This window comes from Bradyrhizobium forestalis, from assembly GCF_002795245.1.
Lineage (GTDB): Bacteria > Pseudomonadota > Alphaproteobacteria > Rhizobiales > Xanthobacteraceae > Bradyrhizobium > Bradyrhizobium forestalis.
Genome location: NZ_PGVG01000064.1, coordinates 1 through 21,678, shown reverse-complemented (window position 1 = coordinate 21,678; position 21,678 = coordinate 1). Strand labels below are relative to the sequence as shown.

Genomic DNA, 21,678 nt, shown 5'->3' with positions numbered 1-21,678 from the left:
GAGCAGGACGGGATGAGCCTTCCCAACGCACCTAATCTATATCTATATGCTTTCGTGGATCAGTCTGACCTTTAAAAAAATGGCCAGCCGCGAGCGCGCGTAAGGCAGCAGCGTCGGCATTGGACGGCCCTCCGTCAGCTTTGCGAACGTGCTAATCAACATGCGCGGGCGGCTGTTTGATCACCTTGACACGCCCTACGCTGCGCCGGCCGTCGACACTGACGGGCACTTCGCCCTTGACGGTCGCCCGACGAACTACGCGACGCTGCTCGCCGTAATCATTGACCGCATAATGCATCGTGGCGCGGTTGTCCCACATAGCGACATCACCCTGCGTCCATTTCCATCGTACAGTATTTTCCGGCGCGGTGATATGAGACTCAAACAGGTCGAATAGCTTCTGGCCGTCATATTTCGAGACATTTACAAAGCGTTTCGCATAAATGCCGAGCACCAGCGTTCGCTCACCGGTCTCGGGGTGGACACGCACGACCGGATGCTCAGTCTCTAACCTCGCTGTGGTGAGCGCCTCGTCAGCGAGATCCTTGTCCGCTCCGGGAGCGCGGGCAGACGGATCGAAGCTGTGAACAGCCCACAGGTCGTCTGCGAGCCTTTGCAGGGCTAGCGGTAAAGCGAGATATGCGGCCGCGGTGTTTGACCAAACTGTGTCGCCCCCAACCGGTGGAATCACAACACCGCGCAGCAGCGAAAACTTCGGATAGGCATCCAAGCAGGAATAGTCGATATGCCAGAGGTCAGTGCTGTAGATTCTGCGTGCGGAATCAATGTCAAGGATCGATAATGTTCCCTTGCTGGGAACCAACTCCGGAGCAAGCTCTCCAAAACGCCCGGCAACGCGCTCCTGCTCAGCGTCGTCAAGATGTCCCTGGTCGCGAAAGAAGATAACCTTGTGCTCAAGCAGAAGGTCATTGATCGCAGCGATGGTTTGGTCCGGTAAATCGGCCGAAAGCTTGATATTCCGGATTTCGGCGCCAATGCGCGCCGTCCGTTTGACGACATCACTACGCGGAATAACACTGCTCATCGAAGCCTTTTCACTCATCGTGACATTCTCCAGTTGTGGCTTTCTTTGCCAGACGAAGGTTACCGTCGAGGATGGTCGACCTTTCGAAAATCTTCAATCAGAGTAGAAACGCGAGCACTGCATGAGAGCAAATCGTTGAGGCAAGTCCGGGGACCGAACAACCGAGCCAACATTCTCGATAGGTGAAACTTGCGTACAGTACTACGAATGTCTTTGCTCGGCGCGTGCCGCCTGGGAATCGATGATTCCTTGAAAGCACCTGGAATGTTTTCCGCCTATATCCTTGATGGGACATCAGGATTCTTGCTAGCTCGCGGTCGATCCTTTTGGCTTGCTTCATAGTATCGCGTCTTGTTCATTGGCAGCTACTGTTACAGTTTCTTATGGTCATCGCACCTGCCTGAACTGGTGGGCTTAGATCGAGACATCGATGCGCTTGACCGCCTCACCTCGATGGGCGCCTTACTGAGCCGCGCGGGGTCAAAGAACTTGCGCCTGCCGCGGGACCAGCTTGCGTCGGGACAAGTCCTAGTGGGGAGGAAGAATGTGATCTGAAAAGTTTCAACGTGCGCCAGCGGATTCGACGCCCTCCCGGCAAAGGCCAAGCGAGGAAGAAGCTGTCGGCCCATCCAGCGCGCTTGATTTTCGGACGTAGGGAGAGGGAATCCGGGACAAGATCGAAGGATGTTGACCGCGAGTCTGCGCAGGACGGCGAGGTTTTCGGGAGCATTGTGCATTCGCGCCCGGTTGCCGACGCCGTCGAAGTAGAGTCGAGCACTCGGTGCAATTGGCTCTCGATCGTCCGATGACTGCGCGTGACCTGCAGCAGCCGCATGGCGGACATGGACTTGGAGAGCAGATAGTAGCGCACGACCGGCGGCTCGGCGCGATTGCCCTGCAATTGCCTGCTCGAAGTGATGCGGCCGATTGCAACCACGCCCGAGAAGCCGTGCACGGCAGCCAGGCTAGTATTGCGCATGATGGTTTCCCGGCGCGCTTCGCGCCGGTCGTGGACGAACGATTCGACCGTCTTGGCGCTGCGCTTGCCGGACCGAGCAAACTGCCCGACACCACGGCCTTGAACAGAGGTCCATGGTTGACCTTGATCGCCAGCATGTAGTCGCCACCGCGATCGAGCACCGTCTTCGTCATCGCGCGATAGCAATGCAGCACATCGGCCGTCGGCCTTTGCAAACGCCGCTATGAAGCGACGGAATGCCGCCTCGAATGCTTCCGGGAATTCCATGTTCCAGGCGCAGAAACAGCCGAAGCAGGTCCTCCTTGGCTCGTTCGAACTCCGCCATATCCGAGCAGGTCTCTGCCCCACACAGCACAGCGGCAAAGGCGATAGCGAGGACCTCCAGCAGATCATGCCGTGCGTTCGCCGCACGCGGGTCCGACAAACCCGAAAAGCCTTCTTGAACTTCCCCATACGAGTCGCTCCCTCTTCTGGGAGGCGCTCTCACACTCCATTGCCAAACAAGGCAATAGTGGCCGCAAATGCCTATGCGATTCCCCTGCGGCCAAGCTGGAGCCCGCCAGCATGTGGCAGCCTCGAAATCATGGTCGCTTACGCCGGTATAAGCTCGTGATAATAACCATTCTTGTCCCAGGTCGCCCTCAGGATGACCCCCGAAACCTTCGCGATAGCGACCGTGAAGTGCGACGGCACGTCAGCTTTGCCGTCCCAATTGACGAGACCAGTCGGGGACCCCATCAAGAGGTGCCCACAGACGGCCGCCCCCGAGACGCCCATCGCTGTGATATTAACCTTGAAATAAGGGTCCTCGTGCCCCTCGAAGCCACCACAACTGAAGCCTGTGTCGGCGTAATGACGCAGGAACTCTGGTGGCGGTGTCCTCAGCGATTCGTCCGGAAGCCATCCCATTCCGATGATGCCAGTCATGGTCATCTGGAGCGGTCCCGCGAGCTCCACGAAGTCAACCCCGAAGTTATACTTGGTTGGCTCATTGGAAATCCGCATTAATCTGAGCTTATTCAAATTGCCGGTCGCGTTCAGAAGGATTCCTGTCTTCACATTGTTTTGTTTGCAGATGTCCCAAAGAGCTGGAAGAAGATCTTCACCGGCCTCGATTCTTGCATAGATGACCTCCTCGAACTTTCCACTGAGCATGTGCCTCTTCATGTCATCGACCTCCAGATGAATTAAGTAAAAAAAGCCGCGAGCTGCTCAGTCTCAGAATTTTCATAGCCGTCGGGGGTGGGATACTTACGGCATTGCTAAACCGACTTTCCGCAAGGTGGCGCCCTTAACGACGCAATTGTTCGCCTTAGCTTGAGAATGCGACGGTTTGTGCGAAAGCCGTTCGCCTCTGGATCACACGAGCAAAGCACGGTCGTTTGGACCTGGGGTTGACGTTTGGACCTGGGATTGAACAAAACTAAACCCCGGCTACGTCGCTAGGACAGCTATCAAATCGGGTAGAGTTGACAACGCAAAAGGCTGCAACGTGATCGGGCCACCTCGTCACAGCTTGCGTGTCGCAGAAGCAGGCGCCGGAAACACCTGAGATAGGAGTCGCACCGGCCGGCAAGCGCCCCAGCGTGTGCGTCGGGCGAACGTCCACCACCACCCACCATACCGTGGATATGCGGATGTTGTTACGGTCAGCGCCGACGTGCTTGGGATCGCGGCGATAGTGGTGAGCGGCACACCTGAACGGAATGGATCGCCGACAACCAAAGATATCATGATCATTAAAACCTCAAGCTGTCACGTTTACTACAGATCGTGTCGCCGAAAAAGCAGCTGAGCTTACGGGCGAGGCGTGTGCCTGCAAATCCGTCAGGATCTTTTGGCCCGACGGATCGCGACAGCTTATGTCGCAAGTTTGATATGCACGATTAGTAGTTCGTCTCAAGACCTTGGCCAAACGCAATATAACTGAGTTCGCGAAAGTTTAATAGAGATGTGGGACGTCCTGCATCGTCTCGCAGATACAGTGGCCGAGCGTCGCACTTCGTCCCGCTTGCTTTGGAGGGGCCCTCATTCGAGGCTGCGCGGGAAGCGATCCGTCAGTTCAAGCTTGCACATGGCGAGCGCGCGCTCGCAAAGTTGGTCAGTACACCGATCCCGGCGGCGTGTTCTTTGGTGGTCTAAGCGGTCTTGGTCCGCCTGCACGCTAGAGGCGATTGCTGATGTTTATGGCTGGCCAGCCGCGAATTCGTCGCCATCATCGAAGTCCACACTGGGTTCAGGCCTTACGGATATGGTGAGCTCCAGAGTGAACATATCGCCGCGAGCTCCTCACAAACGGTCGCCGATCGAATGTTCGAGCCCAGTGTCACGTCTGCGGATCTGGGTACGTCTGCCTAATCCCCCATTAATGGATCGCTGCAACTATTTTGGGAGCTGCTCCTGGGTGACGGGCGGCATCTGTACCTTTGCTTGGAATACGGAACCTTTGGCACTGAAGCCGTCCAACGGGTGCTGCTGGCGGTGCATTAACGTAAGTTTTTGAAGAGCGGCGAACCTTGTACCCACACGATAGCTTAGGTAGTCCCCAGGCGCGAAGGGGAGGTCGGACTTCCAGAATAGGTGTGCGAGTAAATTCGGAACTTGGCCTGCCGCCCGAACTGGATAGCGACCTCCACGCTCTCCTGGTCCAGTGGAGTCGATGAGCGTCAGTAGTGAATTGCTATCTGCACATCCGCATGCTTGGCCCAGAAATCGTGCATATGCGGCATGAGCCGGGAGGCTGCCAACAAAGGGATGCTGGAAACTTGCTCCAGGGGAGCACCCTTGTGCTTTCGCAGCTTCGCAACCGGGTACGACGCACCACGTTCGAAGAACGAAGCATCATGAAGTCACCTCGCTCACTGCGAAAACGGGCTGTCTGCCGTGATCGCGGGGCACTTACGCCAGTAGCGCTGAGTTCGAAAAGAATCCGCGTGTCGGCCTTGTCGCGACGTACGTAGCTCAGTTGGTCCAGGAGCAAACAGATCGAGCGAACGAGCTACGTAAGCTACTACCTTACAGAGGTGACACTTGATTGCAAAAAGCATTATTATTTCGAGTTCAGGCGAAGAATTGCGTCGTGACAAGGTGCCACGTTGCTGAAATTCGCCTAAAGATCCCGCACTCTTGCACACTCGGCGGCTATCAAACGTCTGGGCTTGAGGAGTTAACGCGTGAATCATTTCGGAGCACGGCATGAAAGATAGGCAAACGTGCAGCGGAAAATTCGAGGAAATTATCTACGCTCGGCTTGAGCCAGGTGACGATCTTCTTCGAGCCCTTTGGGAGATCTGCAAGAAACACGATGTCAAGACAGGGATTCTTCTGGACGCGACCGGCTCGATGCACAACGTCATTGTGCAGCGGTTTCCCCACCAAGACCACGGAGGAGCTGGAATCGACGTCGTTAACATTCCGGGGCCGCTAGAAGTTAGCGCGCACGGAATCATCGGGATGGGTTGGGCCCCCGACAAATCCGTGACGCCTCCGTCGGTGGTGGCCCCTCCCGGCGTCACAGGCTTCGGCTTCGGAGGGTTCGCAGGACACGAAGCCCCTTACTGTCACGTCCACATTACAGTGTCGAGTGCCTCGCAGACGGTCTGCGGGCATCTCATGGAGGGCTCACTTCTTCACGGCATACCAAAAGAAGTGGATCCGATCACCAGACGGGGCGAGGTACCCGAGCACTTCACGGTCGCTATCGCAAAAGTTTCGGGCGTCGTACTGAGGGCGACCTGGGACAAGACCGGCTACTATCACGAGCTAGTCCCGGCATAGGGAAATCCTGAGAAGGCTGCAAAAACGGCGTAGGTTCCTGCCGAGCCCGCGCAGAGGAGCTTACGGCGTAACCCCCATTATAGCCCACCGGCGTTGCGCTAATCTGGTCCGTCTGACCAGTACGTCTTCGGCCCACACGAGGACGCGCCGCCGGTCAGTGGCTCAGGATTTGAGCTAGCCTAGTCGCAACTCCTCAGCATGTTGCAATCCCCATAGCTGTGGCGCTGCCGTGCCCTGCGGTTTAGTCCAACACGTTTTTAGCCCAACGGCGCGGATCAAAAGTTTGCACGCAACCGCTCTATCGTGGCCGCGCCGCTGCGCAAAAAAGCTCTGCGTTATGTCGCACTCCGAATTAGGCCGAACGGGTCCGGTATGGCACGCCGTCGTCACGCTTGCACCGTCGATCGCGTGCAGGGCAGCCCCATCCCGTTCGGCATAGTCCGGTCGTTCAGAGCGCCTCGAGGAAGGCGAGTAGGCGGTCGTTCGGCTGGAAGCGGGTTTGCTTGCCGTGCTCGTACGGCTTGAGCTTCGCCAGGGCAGCTTCCTTGAGGGTGAGGTGGGTGAGAGGGTACGTCTGCGTCGTCTCGACCGATTCATAACCGAGCCACAGCGCTATCACGGAGCAGTCGACGCCGGCATGCAGCAGTTCCATCGCTGTGCCTCAGCACGTGCGGCGACATGCTCTGGCCTTCAAAGACGGGCATCCTTGTGAGCGACACGAACATGCTTCTCCAGCAGAGAGCGGACGCTATCGGCACTGAGCCGGCCCCCTTGCACGTTCGGGAACAACGCGTTGCTCCTTTGCGTACCGGCTCCTTGAGCGATGCCTGGCGCGCACCCCGAGCGAGTGTGGTCAGCGGAGTGATCCGCTCCTTTCGCCCGTTACCGACGCATCGTACGTGTGCGCCAGACCCGAGGTGGACGGCATCCCGGTCAAGGCCAGTCAGCTCTGAGAGGCGTAAGCCCGTCTGGGCCGCGACCAGCAGCAAGGTGTAATCGCGGCGGCCAAGCCACGTCGCTCGATCGGGCGGGGCGAGAATCGCCTCGATCTCGGGACGCGCCAGGAAGTGCACCTGTCGCTTGTCATGACGCTTGCTCGGTATGGCGAGCACGCGCTGGACCAGCGCACTGCGTGCCGGCTCCTGGAAGGATACAAACCTGAAGAAGTGTTAGACGCAGGTTACGCGTCTTCGCGCTGGCTCCGCGCTTTATCTGGATATCAGTGAGGAACGCGCCGATGATCCAGCAGGTCAGCGTCAAAGCCGATGGGGACTTCCGCAGCCGCACCCGTGCGAACACCCAGCAGCCGGAACGTATCCCTGTAGGAGGCGATCGTGTTGGCGCTAACATTGCGCTGGCGCATGATGTAGGCCCGTCGGCGCAGCCCGTCCCCTGGCGGCAGAGCCAGGGCTGCAGTCGGCGACGCATCGATCTCCACGTCGCTGTAGACATAGGGCTTGGCGCGCTTCCATCGCGGCAGCATCAGGTGGCACCTCCGCTCTCGGATCGAAGTTGGCGACATGGCGCGCGAACCCGCGCACGTCGCTCAATCTCAGCTCCTAGGATGCATGACGATCGCGCGGCAGCGTTGCCCATTCCATTGCCAGCTTCGTCGTGATGATCCTGGCTTTGCGCTTCTCCATGAAGACGTCGAAGTCGGCGAGCCGACAGGTCTAGTGCTCGTGCTTGTATCCGAGTCTCTCGCGCATGCTCAGGTACTTATCGAGCGCGGAGCGCAGATTAGTCATTGCACGCCTCCCGGCCAGGGCAGGCTCAATGTTCGCAGCCTATCGATGCCGACCTTCGCGCGTAAATCCGGATGGTGTCGTGGTTCTCGTGCCGCAGCAACTGTCCGATCTCCGACAAGGTCGCGCCAGATCGGCGAAGCTCTGTAGCGAGAGTGTTTCGGAAGATGTGGGCGCCGCGGTGTGCGCAACCTTCGATTCCAACGCCGACCGAAAGCGGCCTTGCCGATCATGGTGATCGCACATCCGGAAGCAAAGCCGATGTGTGGCGCTTGTGTGCGGACGAACAACTGTCGGCATGACGGCTTTGGACAACCATTGCGTAGATATGTAACGATGGCCGCGCCAAGGTCTGGCGGTACGGCATCCGTGCACGTTGTGGGCCCTTGGCGCGAACGAGCATCTCGCTGGCGCGCCAGTCGATATCATCGGGTGAGCGTCGCGACCTCGGCGGCCCGCAGGCCGAGCTTGGCCAGCAACAACAGAATGGGGTAGTCGCGCCGTCCCATCGCCGTCTCTCGGTCTCAACCGTCGGGAGCCTTCCGCACCTGAGCGGCAGGCAGATAGATCGGCACGGTTGCGAGCTTCCATCGGCGCATCGATGGAACGCAATCCGCCAACGGGCGCGCGCTACTGCCTTGGGCCTACCGAGCTCAAGCCTTCAAAGCCGTGGCCTGAGCACGGCCTTTTACGATCAGCTCGCAAGATCCAGTCGTGTTTTGGCGGACATCGCTCGGCAAGATCACCCGGGCGGGTGACGACGTCCTGCGATGGCCTCTGGTGATCGGAACCACGGCCGTGATCCAGCAGGCCACGCGCGGTCGCGGTCATCACTCGCGCTGGCTGGCCGGCCGACCCGCAAGCTGCAGTAGCAGATGGAAGCGGTCGATCAAGCAATGATGCGAAACAATCCGTAAGGACCCATTGGCCAACAGCAGGTAGGCAGGTTGTTTGGAGCTCGCATCACGCAAACCACTTGGCATGCTATCTATCCGATCGCGCTCAACAGGCTGGACATCCGCGAAGCGCGCGAACAACGCCAAAAACGGCATAGGCGTCTTCCACAGTTCCTGCCTGGTTGTACGCTGCCGTCAGTGACGGGAACGCGCCTCGCTCCAACGGAGGCGAGCAGCCTTTCTGCCTAGACCTGCTGCCTCGGTGTGCAGCGGCTCGGAGTAGGAATCCAGCACCGGGAGTACGTATCCGACTGATAGTCCCGTCAGCAAAGCGCCACGCCGCTGGCGCCATGCCAATTGCGACCTCCTGGTTGGTTGCAAGTGACCCGCATGGATCGCGCAGCGGCTTCCGTAAGCTTATGCTAGCTGCTTCTGCCGACCTTGATCGAGCGATGTCAGCCCACAAGGAAAGGTAGGTGTGCCGGCAATCCAGATATGTAAACAGCAGCTAAGCCACAACGGTCGACCCGAGCCAGCAAAGAGGCACTAAGCTTAATGCGGCGTTGGAAGTGTGAACTCCGAACGAGGAAGAAATTATGCCCCAGACATTTCGAGAAGCTCGCTGGTATCGCTCTATGCTCTACATCCCTGGACACAAACTCGACTGGATGTTGAAGGCGCCCAAATATGGAGCGGATGCTCTGATGTTCGATCTCGAAGACTCGGTCGAGGTTACTCAGAAAGCTGGAGCTCGCAACGCGGTTGCGGCAGCGATTAAGGAGCTGTCCACCGGTCCCTTCGGGCGCTTCGTGAGACTCAACACGTGGCGAACAGGCTGTGTGCTAGACGACCTTAACGCGGTTGTAATCGATGGCCTCGACGGGGTGGCGCTGGCTAAGACTGAAGATCCAGAAGATATTGCCGCTCTAGACCTTGTGCTTGGTGAATTGGAGAGGTCGCGGGGGCTGCCGGTCGGCCGAATCGAGATTTGTGCGCACGCGGAAACCGCAATGGCAATGTACAGGCTCTACGATATCTGCATGGCCTCTCAGAGGATCAAGCGGACAGGCGCTGCTGGTGGCCCAACGCCAGGCGGAGATGGGGCTCGCTCCCTCGGCCTGCAGCTCAATGACTTGACCGACGAGGGGATTTGCTTTGGAGCGTATTCCGTGCTGCAGGCTCGCGCTGCCGGGATTATGCACGTTGAAGGCGCTATGACGGCGAGATTGGACGACCTCGAATTCGTGCGGCGAATCGGCGAGAGATCGAAACGTATGGGCGCGTCGTTTGGGTCGGCGATCCACCCTAGCCATATCCCTATCATCAATGAGATCTACTCGCCATCGCAGGATGAGATCAATGATGCGCGTGACATCGTGTCTGCCGTGGCGGAGGCCACTGCCCGTGGGGAGGGCGCGGTTCGGTACAAGTCAACGATGCTGGACTATGCGCTTGTTCGGACTGCCATGGACGTTCTTAAGAAGGCTCAGACAGTCGGAATTGATGTTGGCAACGTACCAAAAGTCGAGCTGCCACCGCTTTGAGAAGGCCTGGCGATGGCTGCCCGGGTTTAACTAGACGATCGATTCCATGAAACCTGCATTCCTGGAGCAGGCTGACTTGGTGCAACGGACGGGTTGTTGGCGGATTCCTCGTTTGCGGTCGGCGAAACGAGGAGCTGTCTGATGGCAGGATGGCGGCGAGCGGTCGCATTGGCCATGAGCGATGAAGAGATTGCGGCCTTGACGACACTTTGGCGGTAGACGAAACAAACTGGCGACCGGGTGTTGCGGGCGCAGATGCCGCTGGCGTATCGGGAGAATCCTTCGTTCTACGCGATGGGCCAGAAACTTGGGGTCCATCATCAGACGGTGCAGCGCTGTGTCGAGGGCGCGCTGGCCGATGGCCCGCTGGCGGTCCTCGACGGTCGCCCGCGCCCGGGCAAGGAACCAACCATCACGCCTGAAACCAAAGCCTGGTTGCTGTCGCTGGCGTGCGACAAGGCCAAGGCCCACGGCTATCCACATGAGTTGTGGACGACGCGGCTCTTGGGCGCGCCATGCGCGCGAACACGGGCCAGCCGCAAGGCATGCGTGTTTGGCCAGTTTGGTCCAGGGAACGCTGTGCAAGAGTCTCGACCGGGAGGAAATGAGGCCGCACAGGTGCGTTACTATCTTGAAAACAGCGACGCCGAGTTCGAACAAAAGATGGCGGAGGTCCTGTGCGTCTATCATGAAGTCCAAGTCCTGAAGATCTGCCAAGGGAGAAAGGCGGGGAAAGCCGGTGGCGATCGTCTCGGCGGGATTTGCCGCCCGAGCCTGGTGTCCACGCCACCTTTGCGCGCGACCCGTAAATACACACGCCATTGCACGCTCAGCCGGTTGGCTGGGATCGATCTGCTCACGGGTAAGGTCCACGACGTCAAAGACCGTCACCGCAGTCGAGAGTTCATTGAACTCCTCAGGCTTATCGATGCCGCCTATCCGCCTAACACTGCGATCAAATTGATCCTGACAACCATTCGCGCGGGCATATCGAGAGAAACCAGAGGCCTGGCTCGCTACCCGGCCAAGAGGGCGCTTCGAGCTCACCTTCACCCCCAAGCACGGTCGTTGCTCGATCTCATCGAGGGATTCTTCTCCAAGCTCGCCCGTTCAGTCCTCGCCACATCCGGGGGGCGTCAAATCATGATCTCAAGGAGCGCGGCCGGTATCGACGACGTCAATCGCCGTCCGGTCATCCACACCTGGTCCTACAAACTCGCCGAGGCCGCCTGATATGAACTGAATCAAGAAAACGCTGACCTAGTGATTCCGATGGCAAGGGCAGGAGGTTCGTCAAGCTCAAGGAGAAGCTCAGCTACTTTCGTTCGAGACGGCCCACTTTTGGAATGGCGACTGTCTCGCCTCAGGCCTTAAGAGGGTGAACTGCGCACAAGCCAAATGTCGATTGTCATTTCACCTTCTTGAACTAAAGCTCTGGTGCCGTTACATGCAAATAAACCAGCCCTCGCTTGTGCGGAAATTCATCATCTGCGCGGCCGAGCTCCGAACTGCGCAAAAGCGTGCCCAGCTCATCACCGCCGATGACTACAACGGCTTCTGTCGGAGACAATCTCGTTCTTCATCGATCAAGATGGTGGCTCGTTGGGCGATGCTCCTGCCCGAGCACGGGCAGTTGCGTTCAGTGTAGTCCGCAGAAAGTCCTCCACTTCGCTCCGTCATCCCTCGCATCGCGGAGATCGAGGTCTGTCAACGAGTGCATCGGGATTATTATCGAGAATACCTCACCACTGTAACCGCGGCGCTCGCGCGTAGGGACGAGCTGGGCCGTGCCGAACCGAGTGTTCACATGATGCCGGTCCCCGTAGCCGGGGCGGTCAGCGGCTGGCGTCTTTGATGTGAGACCACGAAACTCAGGGCGCTTCTAACACTCGCGATGACCGCGCAGGCCGTCGTGACCGCTACGGCCCTTTCGCCTCCTATGCCCTGACCGGCAACGTGTGAGCTATGAGCTCCCTGCGTCTCCGTCGAGGGTCAATTTCACCACTGCCGCCCGCGGAAGCGAGTCCCGGGCGATTCAACCTGCCGGCGGATCGGTCTGAAGCAGCGTCGTCACCCAGATTGCGCGCGCCACCTGCTGGGTCGGGTTGTCGAACATGTGCGGCACGATGCTCGGAAAGCGGAAACTGTCGCCCGCCTCGAGCAGATGGGCCTGGTTGTCCAGCCACAGCCGCAGGCTGCCCGACAGGATGTAGCCGGCCTTCTCGCCGGTGTGCTGGAGGAAGTCGGTGCCTGAGGATGCCCCGGGATTGAGCGTGAGCTCGTAGAGCTCGAGCTGGCTCTTGCCGTCCGGGGTGAGGGCTTCCTTGACAACGCCGCTGGCGGTGAGGCGCAGCAGGCGCCTCGCGTTCTTGCGCACGATGTAGCGCTGCACGTCGCCGGGATCGCTGGTCTCGAAAAAGTAGGAGATCGGCACGTCGAGCGCGATGCTGAGCAGGCGCAGGGTGCGGATCGATGGCATGGCGCGCGCGCGTTCGAGCTGGCTGATCATGCCGTTGGAGAGGCCGGTCTTGTTGGCGACGTCCCGGATCGAGAGCCCAGCGCGCCGGCGCAGCAGCCGCACGGTCTCGCCGAGGCGCTGGTCGACCGCATCGTCGGTCTCCATCGCCGGAGCGTCCTTGGTGCCGTTCGTATCGCCGCGACCATCCATGTCGCTCTCCCATGCATCGTCTCAGCCACGGCGGTCCGGCTTCAATCAGAGTGGAAACGTCGCGCATTCTAGCCATGCCGATTGACGTAGTCGCGATGAACTCCAATGAATTCGACTCGAAAGTTCCGAACCCATCGACAAGCCTCTCGAGGTCAGCCGCGTCCAGACATTTGGTAGGAAAGTGGTACGCCGCGTATCGTCGTGACGGTACCAGGTTTGCACCTTCTCGAGTTGGAGCGCTGCGCAGCTGACGATGCGCTATGGTTGCTGGCATTTGAGGACAGTCGCCATGATCTCGTGCTTGGGCAGCCTTCATGCCATAAACCTTGAGGCCGCCCACAAGGTTGAAGTTTGAGTTCGGCCCACCAGATGGCCCTCGGGAAATTGCCGTAGCGGGAACCGTCTGCGACTGACGCATGGCGAAGCGTCAATGCGACGGGCGTCATGATGTTGGCCGGCGGGCTGGCCTGCGCCGGATCCGCTCGAACCGGGCCGGCGGCCAGCCCAGCATCCTCGAAAGGAGCGCCATTTGCGCAAGCCGCCGGGCTTGAGCGAGCAGCGGCACATAATGCCAGGGATCGTAGGTCGTCTCACCTCGGCATGCTCGGCAAGACCGCCTGGCGTAACGCCGCACGGCATCGTAACCGCGGTCATTAGTCGTGGTCGCGCAGCTCTTCGACCGGATACGTCAGCGGTTCACGAACCGATTTACTCGCGTTGGCCGCCAACTATCCGTCAAGCTCCCACGCCCAAAGCCCCAGCTTTGGCCGCGGCTGCACCATTCGTACTGCTCCGCGACACCTTCACGTCGTGGGTGACTCCTTGATCGTCTTGATGAATTGTTCGGGCCGTATCAGGCTGGCAGCGCAAAGCTCCAATCTACAGCAAGCAATTTGGGCGCGAATCCCCGCAATATTGGTAGGCCGAATAGCATGCCGCGCATCAGTGGGCCGCCGGGCTTCCGAAAGCTTCTGTGTAGATCGCGCGAGCATCTTCGAAACGGACCTCGCGGGGATTATTAACCAGCAGTCGCGTCTGCGTCATCGCATCCTCGGAAAGCTTGTTCAGATCTTGAGGGCCGATCCCGACGTCGGCCAACGACAGCGGAACCTTACAGTCACGGCAGATAGCGGACATCGCATCGACAAATAGCCGAGCTCGCTGCGCGACCGAGCGGTTGACAGCATGGAAATCAACGATAGGCGCTAGTTCAGCATAGAGGCGTTCGGCCGCGGGCAGGTTGAAGCGAAGTACTTGCGTTAGGACCAAGGCATTCGACAATCCGTGAGGCACGTGGAAATTCGCGCCGATCGGATATGCTAACGCGTGGACGGCTGCCACAGGCGCGTTAGCAAAAGCCATGCCAGCGAGCATCGATCCTAGCAGCATCTGCGAGCGCGCTTCGATATCGTGTCCGTTCTCGCACACCCGACGTACATTGGCCGAGAGTAGGCTAAGCGCCTGACGTGCAAACTGATCCGATATAGGGTTCTTCTTGTGCTTGCTGGTGTAGGCTTCGATCGCATGTACCATGGCGTCGATACCAGTCGCTGCTGTAACCAATGCTGGCAGGCTGAGCGTCAGCTCGGCATCCAGTATAGCCCAGTCTGGGATGAGTACCGAGGAAACGACACCTTTCTTTTGCGTAGTGGGTGTCGTGACTATCGCGATCGGTGTTACTTCCGAACCGGTGCCCGCTGTTGTTGGCGCTAACAATAGCGGCAAGCGTTGTCCCTTCGCGAGACCAACACCATAAATGTCGTCGAGACGATCGGGAGTCTTCGCTAAGTAGGCCACAAGCTTGGCCGTGTCAAGGACGCTCCCGCCACCGATCGATAGCACAAGCTCGATCTTGTCGGCTCGACAGGCGGCAACAGCGGCTTCGACGACGTGGGAGGGAGAATCGACGACGACATCCTCAAAGATGCTGATGCCAATACCGGCTGATGCAAGTGATGCTTCCGCGCCTGCTGTTAACCCAGCCGACCTCACGATCTTACCGGTCACCAACATGACACGGCGAGCGCCATAGCGAGCGATGAGCTCTCCTACGTTGCGGGACGCTCCCGGTTGGAACAGAATATTGGACGGCGTTTGAAAGGTAAAACTTCCGACCATCCTTCACTCCTCGTCTATGTATCTCGCTACAATGCGAACAGACGCACGCCGGCATCACCGCAATGCATCAGCACTACCTCTTCTTTGGTGATGTCGCGCACCACGTACAGAACTTTGCCCATGCCATAGCCAGGTTCTGCGGCTTTGCTTGCATCGCAGCAGAATGGTCGATCGGCACCGGAGCGGCGTTCGATCGAACGCCTCGATAAGCTGCAGCATTCGAGGCGCCCTACACCAAGTCGACCACCCGCTGGCGGTCGCACAACCCCTGCAGGAGACGGGTGTTCTCGGAATAGTCGATCGGCACGTCGACTAAGTGGACACCACCTTCCACGAAAGCAGCCTCCAAGGTCGGGACCAGTGCCTCGACAGACTTTACCCGTGTTCCCCTCGCGCCAAATGATTCCGCGTAGCGGACGAAATTCGGATTTCCGAACGTAAGACCGAAATCGGAGAGGTTGCGGACGGCCTGCTTCCAGCGGATCATGCCGTAGGCCCCGTCATTAAGGATCAGCACCACCAAGTTAAGTTTGAGCCGCACAGCGGTTTCTACCTCCTGGCTGTTCATCATGAAGCCGCCGTCACCGCAGACCGCCATCACGCGGCGATCTGGAAAAAGCAACGCGGCCATCATTGCTGACGGCAGCCCAGCCCCCATTGTGGCGAGCGCATTGTCGAGCAGCAGCGTATTCGTAACATGGGTAGAGTAGTTGCGCGCCCACCAGATCTTGTACATGCCATTGTCAAGCGCAACGATGCCGTTCTCCGGAATCACCTTGCGCACGTCGTGAACCAGCCGCTGCGGCGTGACAGGCCAACGGCTTTCCGTCGCCTGGTCAGCAACCCGATTAAGAATGCGCTGACGTAGCGACAGCAGCGCCTTTGCGTTCGGGAGCTTCCCTTCGAGACGGTCAGCAAGCAGTTCGAGACTGGGGCCCACGTCGCCGACGACCTCCGCATGCGGGAAATAGACCTGCTCCACTGTCGCTGGTGTATAGCTGACGTGGATCACGTGGGGGCCCTTCGGCCCCATGATGAACGGTGGCTTCTCTATGGTATCATGTCCGATCGCGACGATAAGATCCGCCTGATTGATCGCCTCATGAACACAGTCCCCCTCAGAGAGAGCAGTGGTCCCCATGTACAGAGTTATCCCGCCGGGTACCGAGCCCTTTCCCATCTGCGTCGTGAAAAACGGAATTCCGGTACGTTGCACGAAACACGCAATTCCCAAGGTCGCCCGCGGCCGGCTCGCCGCCGCTCCCAGCATGATAAGCGGCCGTTTAGAGCCCAGAATGATTTTGGCTGCCCGGTCGAGTGCCGCGCGGTGCGCAATTGGGATTTCGATCGGATGAATTGGCACCATCGGCACCGGTCTGATTTCGTCCGCAGCGACGTCCTCAGGCAACTCCAGGTGCACCGGGCCCGGCCGTTCCTCCATCGCGATGCGAAACGCATCGCGGACCAGTGTAGGAATACTCGCCGAGCTTACGATCTGTCGCGATAGCTTCGTAAGTGGTTTCATCGACGCGATCACATCGACAAGCTGAAAAAGCCCCTCTCGATTGCTCATGATCGCCTTCTGTCCGGTAATCATGACCATCGGCATTGCGCCGAGATGAGCATAGGCGGCCCCGGTCGACAGATTAAGCGCGCCAGGACCGCAAGCTGCAATGCACACGCCCGGACGACCGGTGAATCGCCCGTACGTCGCCGCCATGAACGCAGCGGCCTGCTCATGGCGCGTCAGCACCCATTCGATCTTGGAACTTCGAAGCGATTCCAGCACATCGAGCCCCCCTTCGCCGGGCACCCCAAAGACGCGATCGACACCCTCATGCGACAGCGCTTCGACAAGTACGTCCGAGCCCTTCACCATCATGCACCTTCCTGCCCGAATTCCTCAGCTAATGTACTTCCATCTGCAGCATCTGATTCATCGCGCACTCAGCCCGAGCGTGGTTGCAGCTTGTTGACATGCCTCAACATCTATCCGGCAGATAGCAGCAGCGAATTCGTAACATGAGTGCAGTAGTTGCGCGCCCACCCGATCTTGTAGATGCCGTTATCAAGCGCAACGACGCACGTTACCGAATTATTTTGCGCACGTCGTGAACCAGTTGCCGCGGCGTGACGGGCCAACCGCTTTTCGTCCGCTTCGGGAAACCCGGTCTAGTATGCTCTGACGTAACGATGGGAACGCGTTTGCGTCGGAGGCTTCGATGCGATCGGAAAGCAGTTCGAGACTGGGCCTATCTCGCCGATATCTCTCTCGCAAGACCGCTGCGAACAAGACGCTTGGGTTGGCCGCGATTCGTTTAGGACGGTGGACACGGGATCAATCCATGCAGTAGGCGGGGTTTGGTGTAGGCGCTTTCCGAACGGGTTTGGACGAAGCGAGCGGCGGCAGCGGATTGCCGGCTGCTCAATCGAGTGCGGTTGAAACTGGTGGGACCCCTTGCACTCTGGTGAGCCGGGCGATCTCCTTACGACGGCTAGCCATGCTCATTGAGAGGCTGCTGCTGTGGTATGGTCTGACTTATGCTCAGCTGAAGATTCTGCTCGATCGAGTCTCTTTCCGGGCCTCTCTGCAGCTTTGCAGCTCGATGCCGAGCCCCTGGCGAAACCTCGGCCTGCCGGCCCCGAATGCCCCGAAGCAGGCAGGGCAGCTGCCGGTCGTTGCCGTGGCGCGGCGCGTGGACGGTTTCTAATTGACCATCACTGTACCGGCCGCGCGGCACATCGGGAATCAGAATACCTCACGCGAAGACGGCGCCACCTTGCAGAGGCAGCTTGGCGACGTTCCGCTCAGATGCCGGCACATGTTCTCGCCGGCAAAATCAGGTGCGTGCTTCATCCCGGTGCCGCGTATGAGATCCATCAGAATCCCCTCAACGCGGCGATCTGGTCGCGTGGGTGATGTCGACAACCCTGCTCTAATGCAAGATCTTAAACTGCTTCGGTCCATCGGACTGGACAGAATTGTTGCTACTAGCGGCCCGGGCGACCGCAATAGGCCCGGCAGTTCCTCGACTGACTTGGCTGGTTTGTAACAACGGTACAATGGGTGTCGGGTTCAAACACAGTTCCGTTTGCGAGGAAGCTCTCTTCAAGACGAATCGGAAAGCTCAACCGGCTTGAGCGTCTTGGCACGGCCGTTGCTATCCAGAGGGCAAGGGCGGTGAAGAGGTTGGAGAGCAATGCTCGCCTTCTAAGAGGGAGCGAGCGCGCATGCGCACAGGAGATTGCTTACAATCAATTGACGGAGACCAACATGCCTTGCTGAGAAAGCTTGGAACGATCCAGCCCTGACAGAACACATTGGACGTACCACAGTCAAAAAAAACCGGATAATTTCGCAGGGTTCGTAGGTAGTCTCGATGTTTCGGTCGCAGCGGAAAGACGTCGGACAATCAAGCGTATCTTTTGCTGCGGTGTCACTTTATTTGGCTCGTTGGTGATCCCTCGAATTGGCGCCCACAAGGAGGCCTCTTCGGCCCGATTCCGCGTACGTCTCAGAATGACGATCCGGATAGTTCTCTGCTGAATTCCCTCACTGGTGGTCCGATGGATCTCGCATTTACGGTCGAAGACAGGCATTGGCGAACAGGTGGGGCAGTTCCTGCGCGATAACGTGCCGTCGGAGATGCGGCGCAAGCTGATAGGGCTGGACCCTGTCAAAGGATGAGATGATCGCTTGGTGGCGCACTCTTCCCAAGAAAGGCTGGGGTCAGCCACTGGAAGAGTATGGAGGCACCGGCTGGACCGCGGTGCAGCACTACATCTTCAAGGAGGAACTTCACATGTATCCGGTCCCGGCTCCGCTCGCCTTCGGCGTCTCCATGGTTGGACCTGTCATCTACACCTTCGGCGAGGACGCGCAGAAGAAGTACTATCTGCCGCGCATCGCCAATGTTGACGACTGGTGGTGCCAAGGCTTTTCAGAGCCTGACTCCGGTTCGGATCTCGCTTCGATGAAGATGAGAGCCGAGCGCAAAGGTGACAAGTACATTGTAAATGGCCAGAAAACATGGAAAACGCTTGCCCAATATGCCGACATGATTTTCTGCTTTTGCCGCACTGATCTGATTGCCAGGAAGCAGACCGGAATCTCCTTCATACTGGGCGATATGAAGACCAAAGGGGTCCCGGTGCGTCCGATCCAGATCATCGACGGCGGCTATAAGGTAAACGAGGTGTTCTTCGACGACGTGGAGGTGCCCGTCCAAAATCTCGTCGGGGAAGAGAACAAAGGGTGGGACTACGCGAAGTTCCTGCTTGGCAACGAGCGCACCGGCATTGCGCGAGTGGGTGTCTCCAAGGAGCGGATCCGCCGAATCAGGGAAGTTACCACGAAATTCAAATCCTGCGGCCGGCCTCTGCTCAAGGATCCCGCCTTCAGCCAGAAGCTCGCCGCTTGTGAGATCGAGCTAAAGGCGCTCGAGCTTACGGAGTTGCGCGTCGTCGCGGATGAGGGCAAGCACGGCGATGGTAAGCCCAATCCGGCGTCTTCCGTGCTGAAGATCAAAGGCTTTGAGATCCAGCAGGCAACCACCGAGCTCCTGATGGAGTTGATCGGACCTTTTGCCGCGCCGTTTGATGGCCAATTCACTTTCTTCAAATGAAGCGACTGATGGGACCGCACAGAGTCGCGCCGAGCTATTTCAATAACCGGAAGTATCAACTTATGGCTGATCGAACGAGATTCAGCGCAACTCATTAGCAATGTGGTGCTGGGGCTGTAGCCCTTCGCGCGAGTGAGACAAGTTGAAACCGTCGAGCCCAGAGTTGTCGTCAGAGGGAACGTAAGATGGAGTTTGATTTGTCCGATGAGCAGCGGATCCTGAAGGAAAGTGTCGATCGTCTGTTGGGCGATACCTATAGTTTTGAGCAGCGACACAACTACATGAAAGAGAAGGGCGGCTGGAGTCGAGCGATCTGGGGCCGCCTTGCTGAGCAGGGTCTGCTCGGTCTGCCATTTCGTGAAGCAGACGGCGGCTTCGGTGCTGGTGCGGTTGAGACGCTGATTGTGATGGAGGCTCTGGGACGCGCGCTGGTGGTCGAGCCATATCTACCGACAGTTGTAATAGGGGGGGGCTTCCTGCGTCATGCTGGTTCAGCCGAACAGAAGACTGCCCATATTCCCTCGATTGTCGACGGCAGCAAAACCCTTGCGTTCGCCCAGCTTGAGAAGCACTCGCGTTACAATCTGAACGACGTCACCACCTCTGCGAAGAAGAAGGCCGATGGATGGATCATCGAGGGCGAGAAGTTCATTATCTCGAACGGGGAGAACGCCGACACGCTGATCGTCACGGCGCGCACACATGGCGCGCAACGCGACAGGAGCGGTATCGGGGTCTTTCTTGTGCCTGCCATCGCCAAGGGTATCTCCAAGAAGAGCTATCCAACCCAGGATGGTCTGCATGCTGCTGACATTGTGCTAACCGGTGTTGAGGTGGGCGCGGAGGCGTCGATCGGCGATTTCGATAATGGCCTACCGCTGATCGAACGCGTAGTGGATGAGGCCCGCGCCGCGCTCTGCGCGGAAGCAGTCGGTGTTATGGACGAATCTCTCAAAACTACGGTCGAATATCTCAAAACTCGCAAGCAGTTCGGGGTGACAATCGGATCTTTCCAGAGCCTGCAGCACCGCGCCGCCGACATGTTCGTCGCGCTTGAACAAGCGCGGTCAATGTCAATGTTCGCCACCATGGCCACCAATTTCGATGATCCCGCCGAACGGGCGAGATCGATTGCAGCGGCTAAAGCGCAGATCGGAAGAAGCGGTAAATTCCTCGGCCAGCAATCGATCCAGCTGCATGGCGGCATCGGTATGACAATGGAAGCTAGGATCGGGCACTATTTTAAGAGACTAACCATGATCGAGCACACCTTTGGCGATACCAATTACCACCTCCGCCGAGTCAGTGACAGCGGCGCGCTGGTCTGATTTGTGCCGAGGCAACAGGCAGGCAACGAGCATCATGCGCGGATTTATTCCGCCTCAGCAAGAGCTTTGGCGGGATGGGGAGGGTCTGTTGGGGAATTCTACGATGTGGCTCTGGCCAAGCGCTTTTTTTCGCAAAGTTGCTTTGACCTTGGCGAAGGCTGCTTGATCGGATCGTGGTTGGGACTTGTAGGGTGGAGGAAGCGCGGCGGTAGCGCTGTCCACCGCGATCGTCTCCGGTATGCGCGGTCCCTTTTGTGGCTGCAGAGATTGTTCATGACGACGTGGCGCGGTCAAGAAGTCCAGATGAACACCTGTTGGACGTCGGTCCCAAAGCATCGCGGTTGATCAAGCCACCGAGCACAAAGGGGTGATGGCGCTTTTAATGGGAGCGGCTACGCAAGTTGTTGTCTTCCAGTTGCCGTGAGGGACGCTGCGTGATTACCGCGCGTTTTGAAATCGCCGAGTTCTCTCTGAGCAATCCGGTCGACGATCTCGACGCGACGATTGGACTCGCTGCGCAGCTGATTTTGGTCGGGGCAAGCGCAGTTGTGTCTGCTACAGTGTACACAATTTCATCGGGCAGCTTGCGCGGACTGAAGGACACACGAGTGCCGCTCGTTTCCGGGATCGCATACTCCCTGCTCGGCTTTTCCCTCAGTCACCTGCTTGCAGTGGCGCTATTGGTGTTTGGATTGGAATATCAATCGGGGCGGCACTCTATGCGGCGCTTCTCATGTTACGCTTCCAGCTGCTGGCGAGCAGGCCTGAGTCTTCATTGTGACATATGGGATGTTAAAGACATCGCTCGGTAGGCGTCGATCTGTAGTCGTCCGTTCTTTAATCGCGGGCACGCTGTCAACCCCGATCGACAAAAATGATCCACTGCCGGGTTCATGGTTCTTTCCGCGGTCGTCTCTATGCGGGAGCGCCACATGATGGCGTTCAGGAAGTGC

The 21,678-nt window shown here is 58.5% G+C and carries 13 protein-coding genes and 2 pseudogenes; 5 read left to right on the top strand and 10 right to left on the bottom strand.

Translation table 11 applies throughout. The features are described from left to right. Positions 1-151: 151 nt before the first annotated feature. From CVM73_RS36725 to CVM73_RS36715, 3 genes and pseudogenes are all read right to left on the bottom strand, one after another. The gene (locus CVM73_RS36725) at positions 152-1,063 is read right to left on the bottom strand and encodes a TauD/TfdA dioxygenase family protein (protein ID WP_100236614.1); all 912 of its coding nucleotides are present in this window, start codon (positions 1,061-1,063) and stop codon (positions 152-154) included. 586 nt (positions 1,064-1,649) lie between these two features. Continuing rightward, a pseudogene (locus CVM73_RS36720) lies at positions 1,650-2,511 on the bottom strand (ISAs1 family transposase); the annotation flags it as partial. Positions 2,512-2,615: 104 nt separating this feature from the next. Beyond that, positions 2,616-3,191, bottom strand: coding sequence for a PCC domain-containing protein (locus tag CVM73_RS36715; protein ID WP_100236613.1), 576 nt, complete (start codon positions 3,189-3,191; stop codon positions 2,616-2,618). A 2,028-nt stretch (positions 3,192-5,219) separates the two neighbouring features. Here CVM73_RS36715 and CVM73_RS36710 point away from each other — a divergent pair. Then, a complete protein-coding gene (locus CVM73_RS36710; RefSeq protein WP_100236612.1) occupies positions 5,220-5,801 on the top strand; it encodes a PPC domain-containing DNA-binding protein in 582 nt (193 codons plus the stop codon). A 448-nt stretch (positions 5,802-6,249) separates the two neighbouring features. On the opposite strand, the gene CVM73_RS39505 is transcribed toward CVM73_RS36710, so the two are convergent. The 4 genes from CVM73_RS39505 to CVM73_RS41360 all read right to left on the bottom strand — a co-directional run bounded on the left by CVM73_RS39505 (position 6,250) and on the right by CVM73_RS41360 (position 7,715). Further along, the gene (locus tag CVM73_RS39505) at positions 6,250-6,453 is read right to left on the bottom strand and encodes a site-specific integrase (RefSeq protein ID WP_146006720.1); all 204 of its coding nucleotides are present in this window, start codon (positions 6,451-6,453) and stop codon (positions 6,250-6,252) included. Further along, on the bottom strand, positions 6,395-6,874 hold the full coding sequence (locus CVM73_RS41880) for a tyrosine-type recombinase/integrase (protein ID WP_430641330.1): 480 nt from the start codon (positions 6,872-6,874) through the stop codon (positions 6,395-6,397). Before CVM73_RS41880 ends, CVM73_RS39505 begins: the two co-directional genes overlap by 59 nt. A 146-nt stretch (positions 6,875-7,020) precedes the next feature. Beyond that, positions 7,021-7,284 (bottom strand): hypothetical protein, encoded by a 264-nt coding sequence (locus tag CVM73_RS41365; RefSeq protein WP_245452535.1) that lies wholly within the window; start codon positions 7,282-7,284, stop codon positions 7,021-7,023. A 290-nt stretch (positions 7,285-7,574) separates the two neighbouring features. After that, positions 7,575-7,715: a site-specific integrase gene (locus tag CVM73_RS41360; RefSeq protein WP_245452537.1), complete on the bottom strand. Its 141-nt coding sequence runs from the start codon at positions 7,713-7,715 to the stop codon at positions 7,575-7,577. Between the two features lie 1,323 nt (positions 7,716-9,038). Between CVM73_RS41360 and CVM73_RS36680 the strand changes: the two genes are divergently transcribed. After that, on the top strand, positions 9,039-9,986 hold the full coding sequence (locus CVM73_RS36680; protein WP_100236610.1) for an HpcH/HpaI aldolase/citrate lyase family protein: 948 nt from the start codon (positions 9,039-9,041) through the stop codon (positions 9,984-9,986). Positions 9,987-10,226: 240 nt separating this feature from the next. Continuing rightward, the gene (locus CVM73_RS36675; protein WP_100236609.1) at positions 10,227-11,219 is read left to right on the top strand and encodes a helix-turn-helix domain-containing protein; all 993 of its coding nucleotides are present in this window, start codon (positions 10,227-10,229) and stop codon (positions 11,217-11,219) included. Positions 11,220-12,021: 802 nt separating this feature from the next. Here the strand turns inward: CVM73_RS36675 and CVM73_RS36665 are convergent. The 3 genes from CVM73_RS36665 to CVM73_RS36655 all read right to left on the bottom strand — a co-directional run bounded on the left by CVM73_RS36665 (position 12,022) and on the right by CVM73_RS36655 (position 16,651). Next, positions 12,022-12,654: a cupin domain-containing protein gene (locus CVM73_RS36665; protein ID WP_100236607.1), complete on the bottom strand. Its 633-nt coding sequence runs from the start codon at positions 12,652-12,654 to the stop codon at positions 12,022-12,024. 942 nt (positions 12,655-13,596) lie between these two features. Then, positions 13,597-14,772, bottom strand: a complete 1,176-nt coding sequence (locus tag CVM73_RS36660; protein WP_100236606.1) for an iron-containing alcohol dehydrogenase — start codon at positions 14,770-14,772, stop codon at positions 13,597-13,599. A 229-nt stretch (positions 14,773-15,001) separates the two neighbouring features. Further along, a complete protein-coding gene (locus CVM73_RS36655) occupies positions 15,002-16,651 on the bottom strand; it encodes an acetolactate synthase large subunit (RefSeq protein WP_100236617.1) in 1,650 nt (549 codons plus the stop codon). A gap of 1,688 nt (positions 16,652-18,339) precedes the next feature. Here CVM73_RS36655 and pimC point away from each other — a divergent pair. Together pimC and pimD are read left to right on the top strand one after the other, a co-directional pair. Then, positions 18,340-19,533 (top strand): annotated as a pseudogene (pimC, locus tag CVM73_RS36645) (pimeloyl-CoA dehydrogenase large subunit). 49 nt (positions 19,534-19,582) lie between these two features. After that, positions 19,583-20,725: a pimeloyl-CoA dehydrogenase small subunit gene (gene pimD, locus CVM73_RS36640; RefSeq protein WP_100236604.1), complete on the top strand. Its 1,143-nt coding sequence runs from the start codon at positions 19,583-19,585 to the stop codon at positions 20,723-20,725. Positions 20,726-21,678: the final 953 nt, after the last annotated feature.

Coding starts and splice junctions, on each gene's coding strand:
- CVM73_RS36725 (WP_100236614.1), bottom strand. CDS start 1,063: ATGAGTGAAAAGGCTTCGATGAGCAGTGTTATTCCGCGTAGTGATGTC.
- CVM73_RS36715 (WP_100236613.1), bottom strand. CDS start 3,191: ATGAAGAGGCACATGCTCAGTGGAAAGTTCGAGGAGGTCATCTATGCA.
- CVM73_RS36710 (WP_100236612.1), top strand. CDS start 5,220: ATGAAAGATAGGCAAACGTGCAGCGGAAAATTCGAGGAAATTATCTAC.
- CVM73_RS39505 (WP_146006720.1), bottom strand. CDS start 6,453: ATGGAACTGCTGCATGCCGGCGTCGACTGCTCCGTGATAGCGCTGTGG.
- CVM73_RS41365 (WP_245452535.1), bottom strand. CDS start 7,284: ATGCTGCCGCGATGGAAGCGCGCCAAGCCCTATGTCTACAGCGACGTG.
- CVM73_RS36680 (WP_100236610.1), top strand. CDS start 9,039: ATGCCCCAGACATTTCGAGAAGCTCGCTGGTATCGCTCTATGCTCTAC.
- CVM73_RS36665 (WP_100236607.1), bottom strand. CDS start 12,654: ATGGATGGTCGCGGCGATACGAACGGCACCAAGGACGCTCCGGCGATG.
- CVM73_RS36660 (WP_100236606.1), bottom strand. CDS start 14,772: ATGGTCGGAAGTTTTACCTTTCAAACGCCGTCCAATATTCTGTTCCAA.
- CVM73_RS36655 (WP_100236617.1), bottom strand. CDS start 16,651: ATGGTGAAGGGCTCGGACGTACTTGTCGAAGCGCTGTCGCATGAGGGT.
- pimD (WP_100236604.1), top strand. CDS start 19,583: ATGGAGTTTGATTTGTCCGATGAGCAGCGGATCCTGAAGGAAAGTGTC.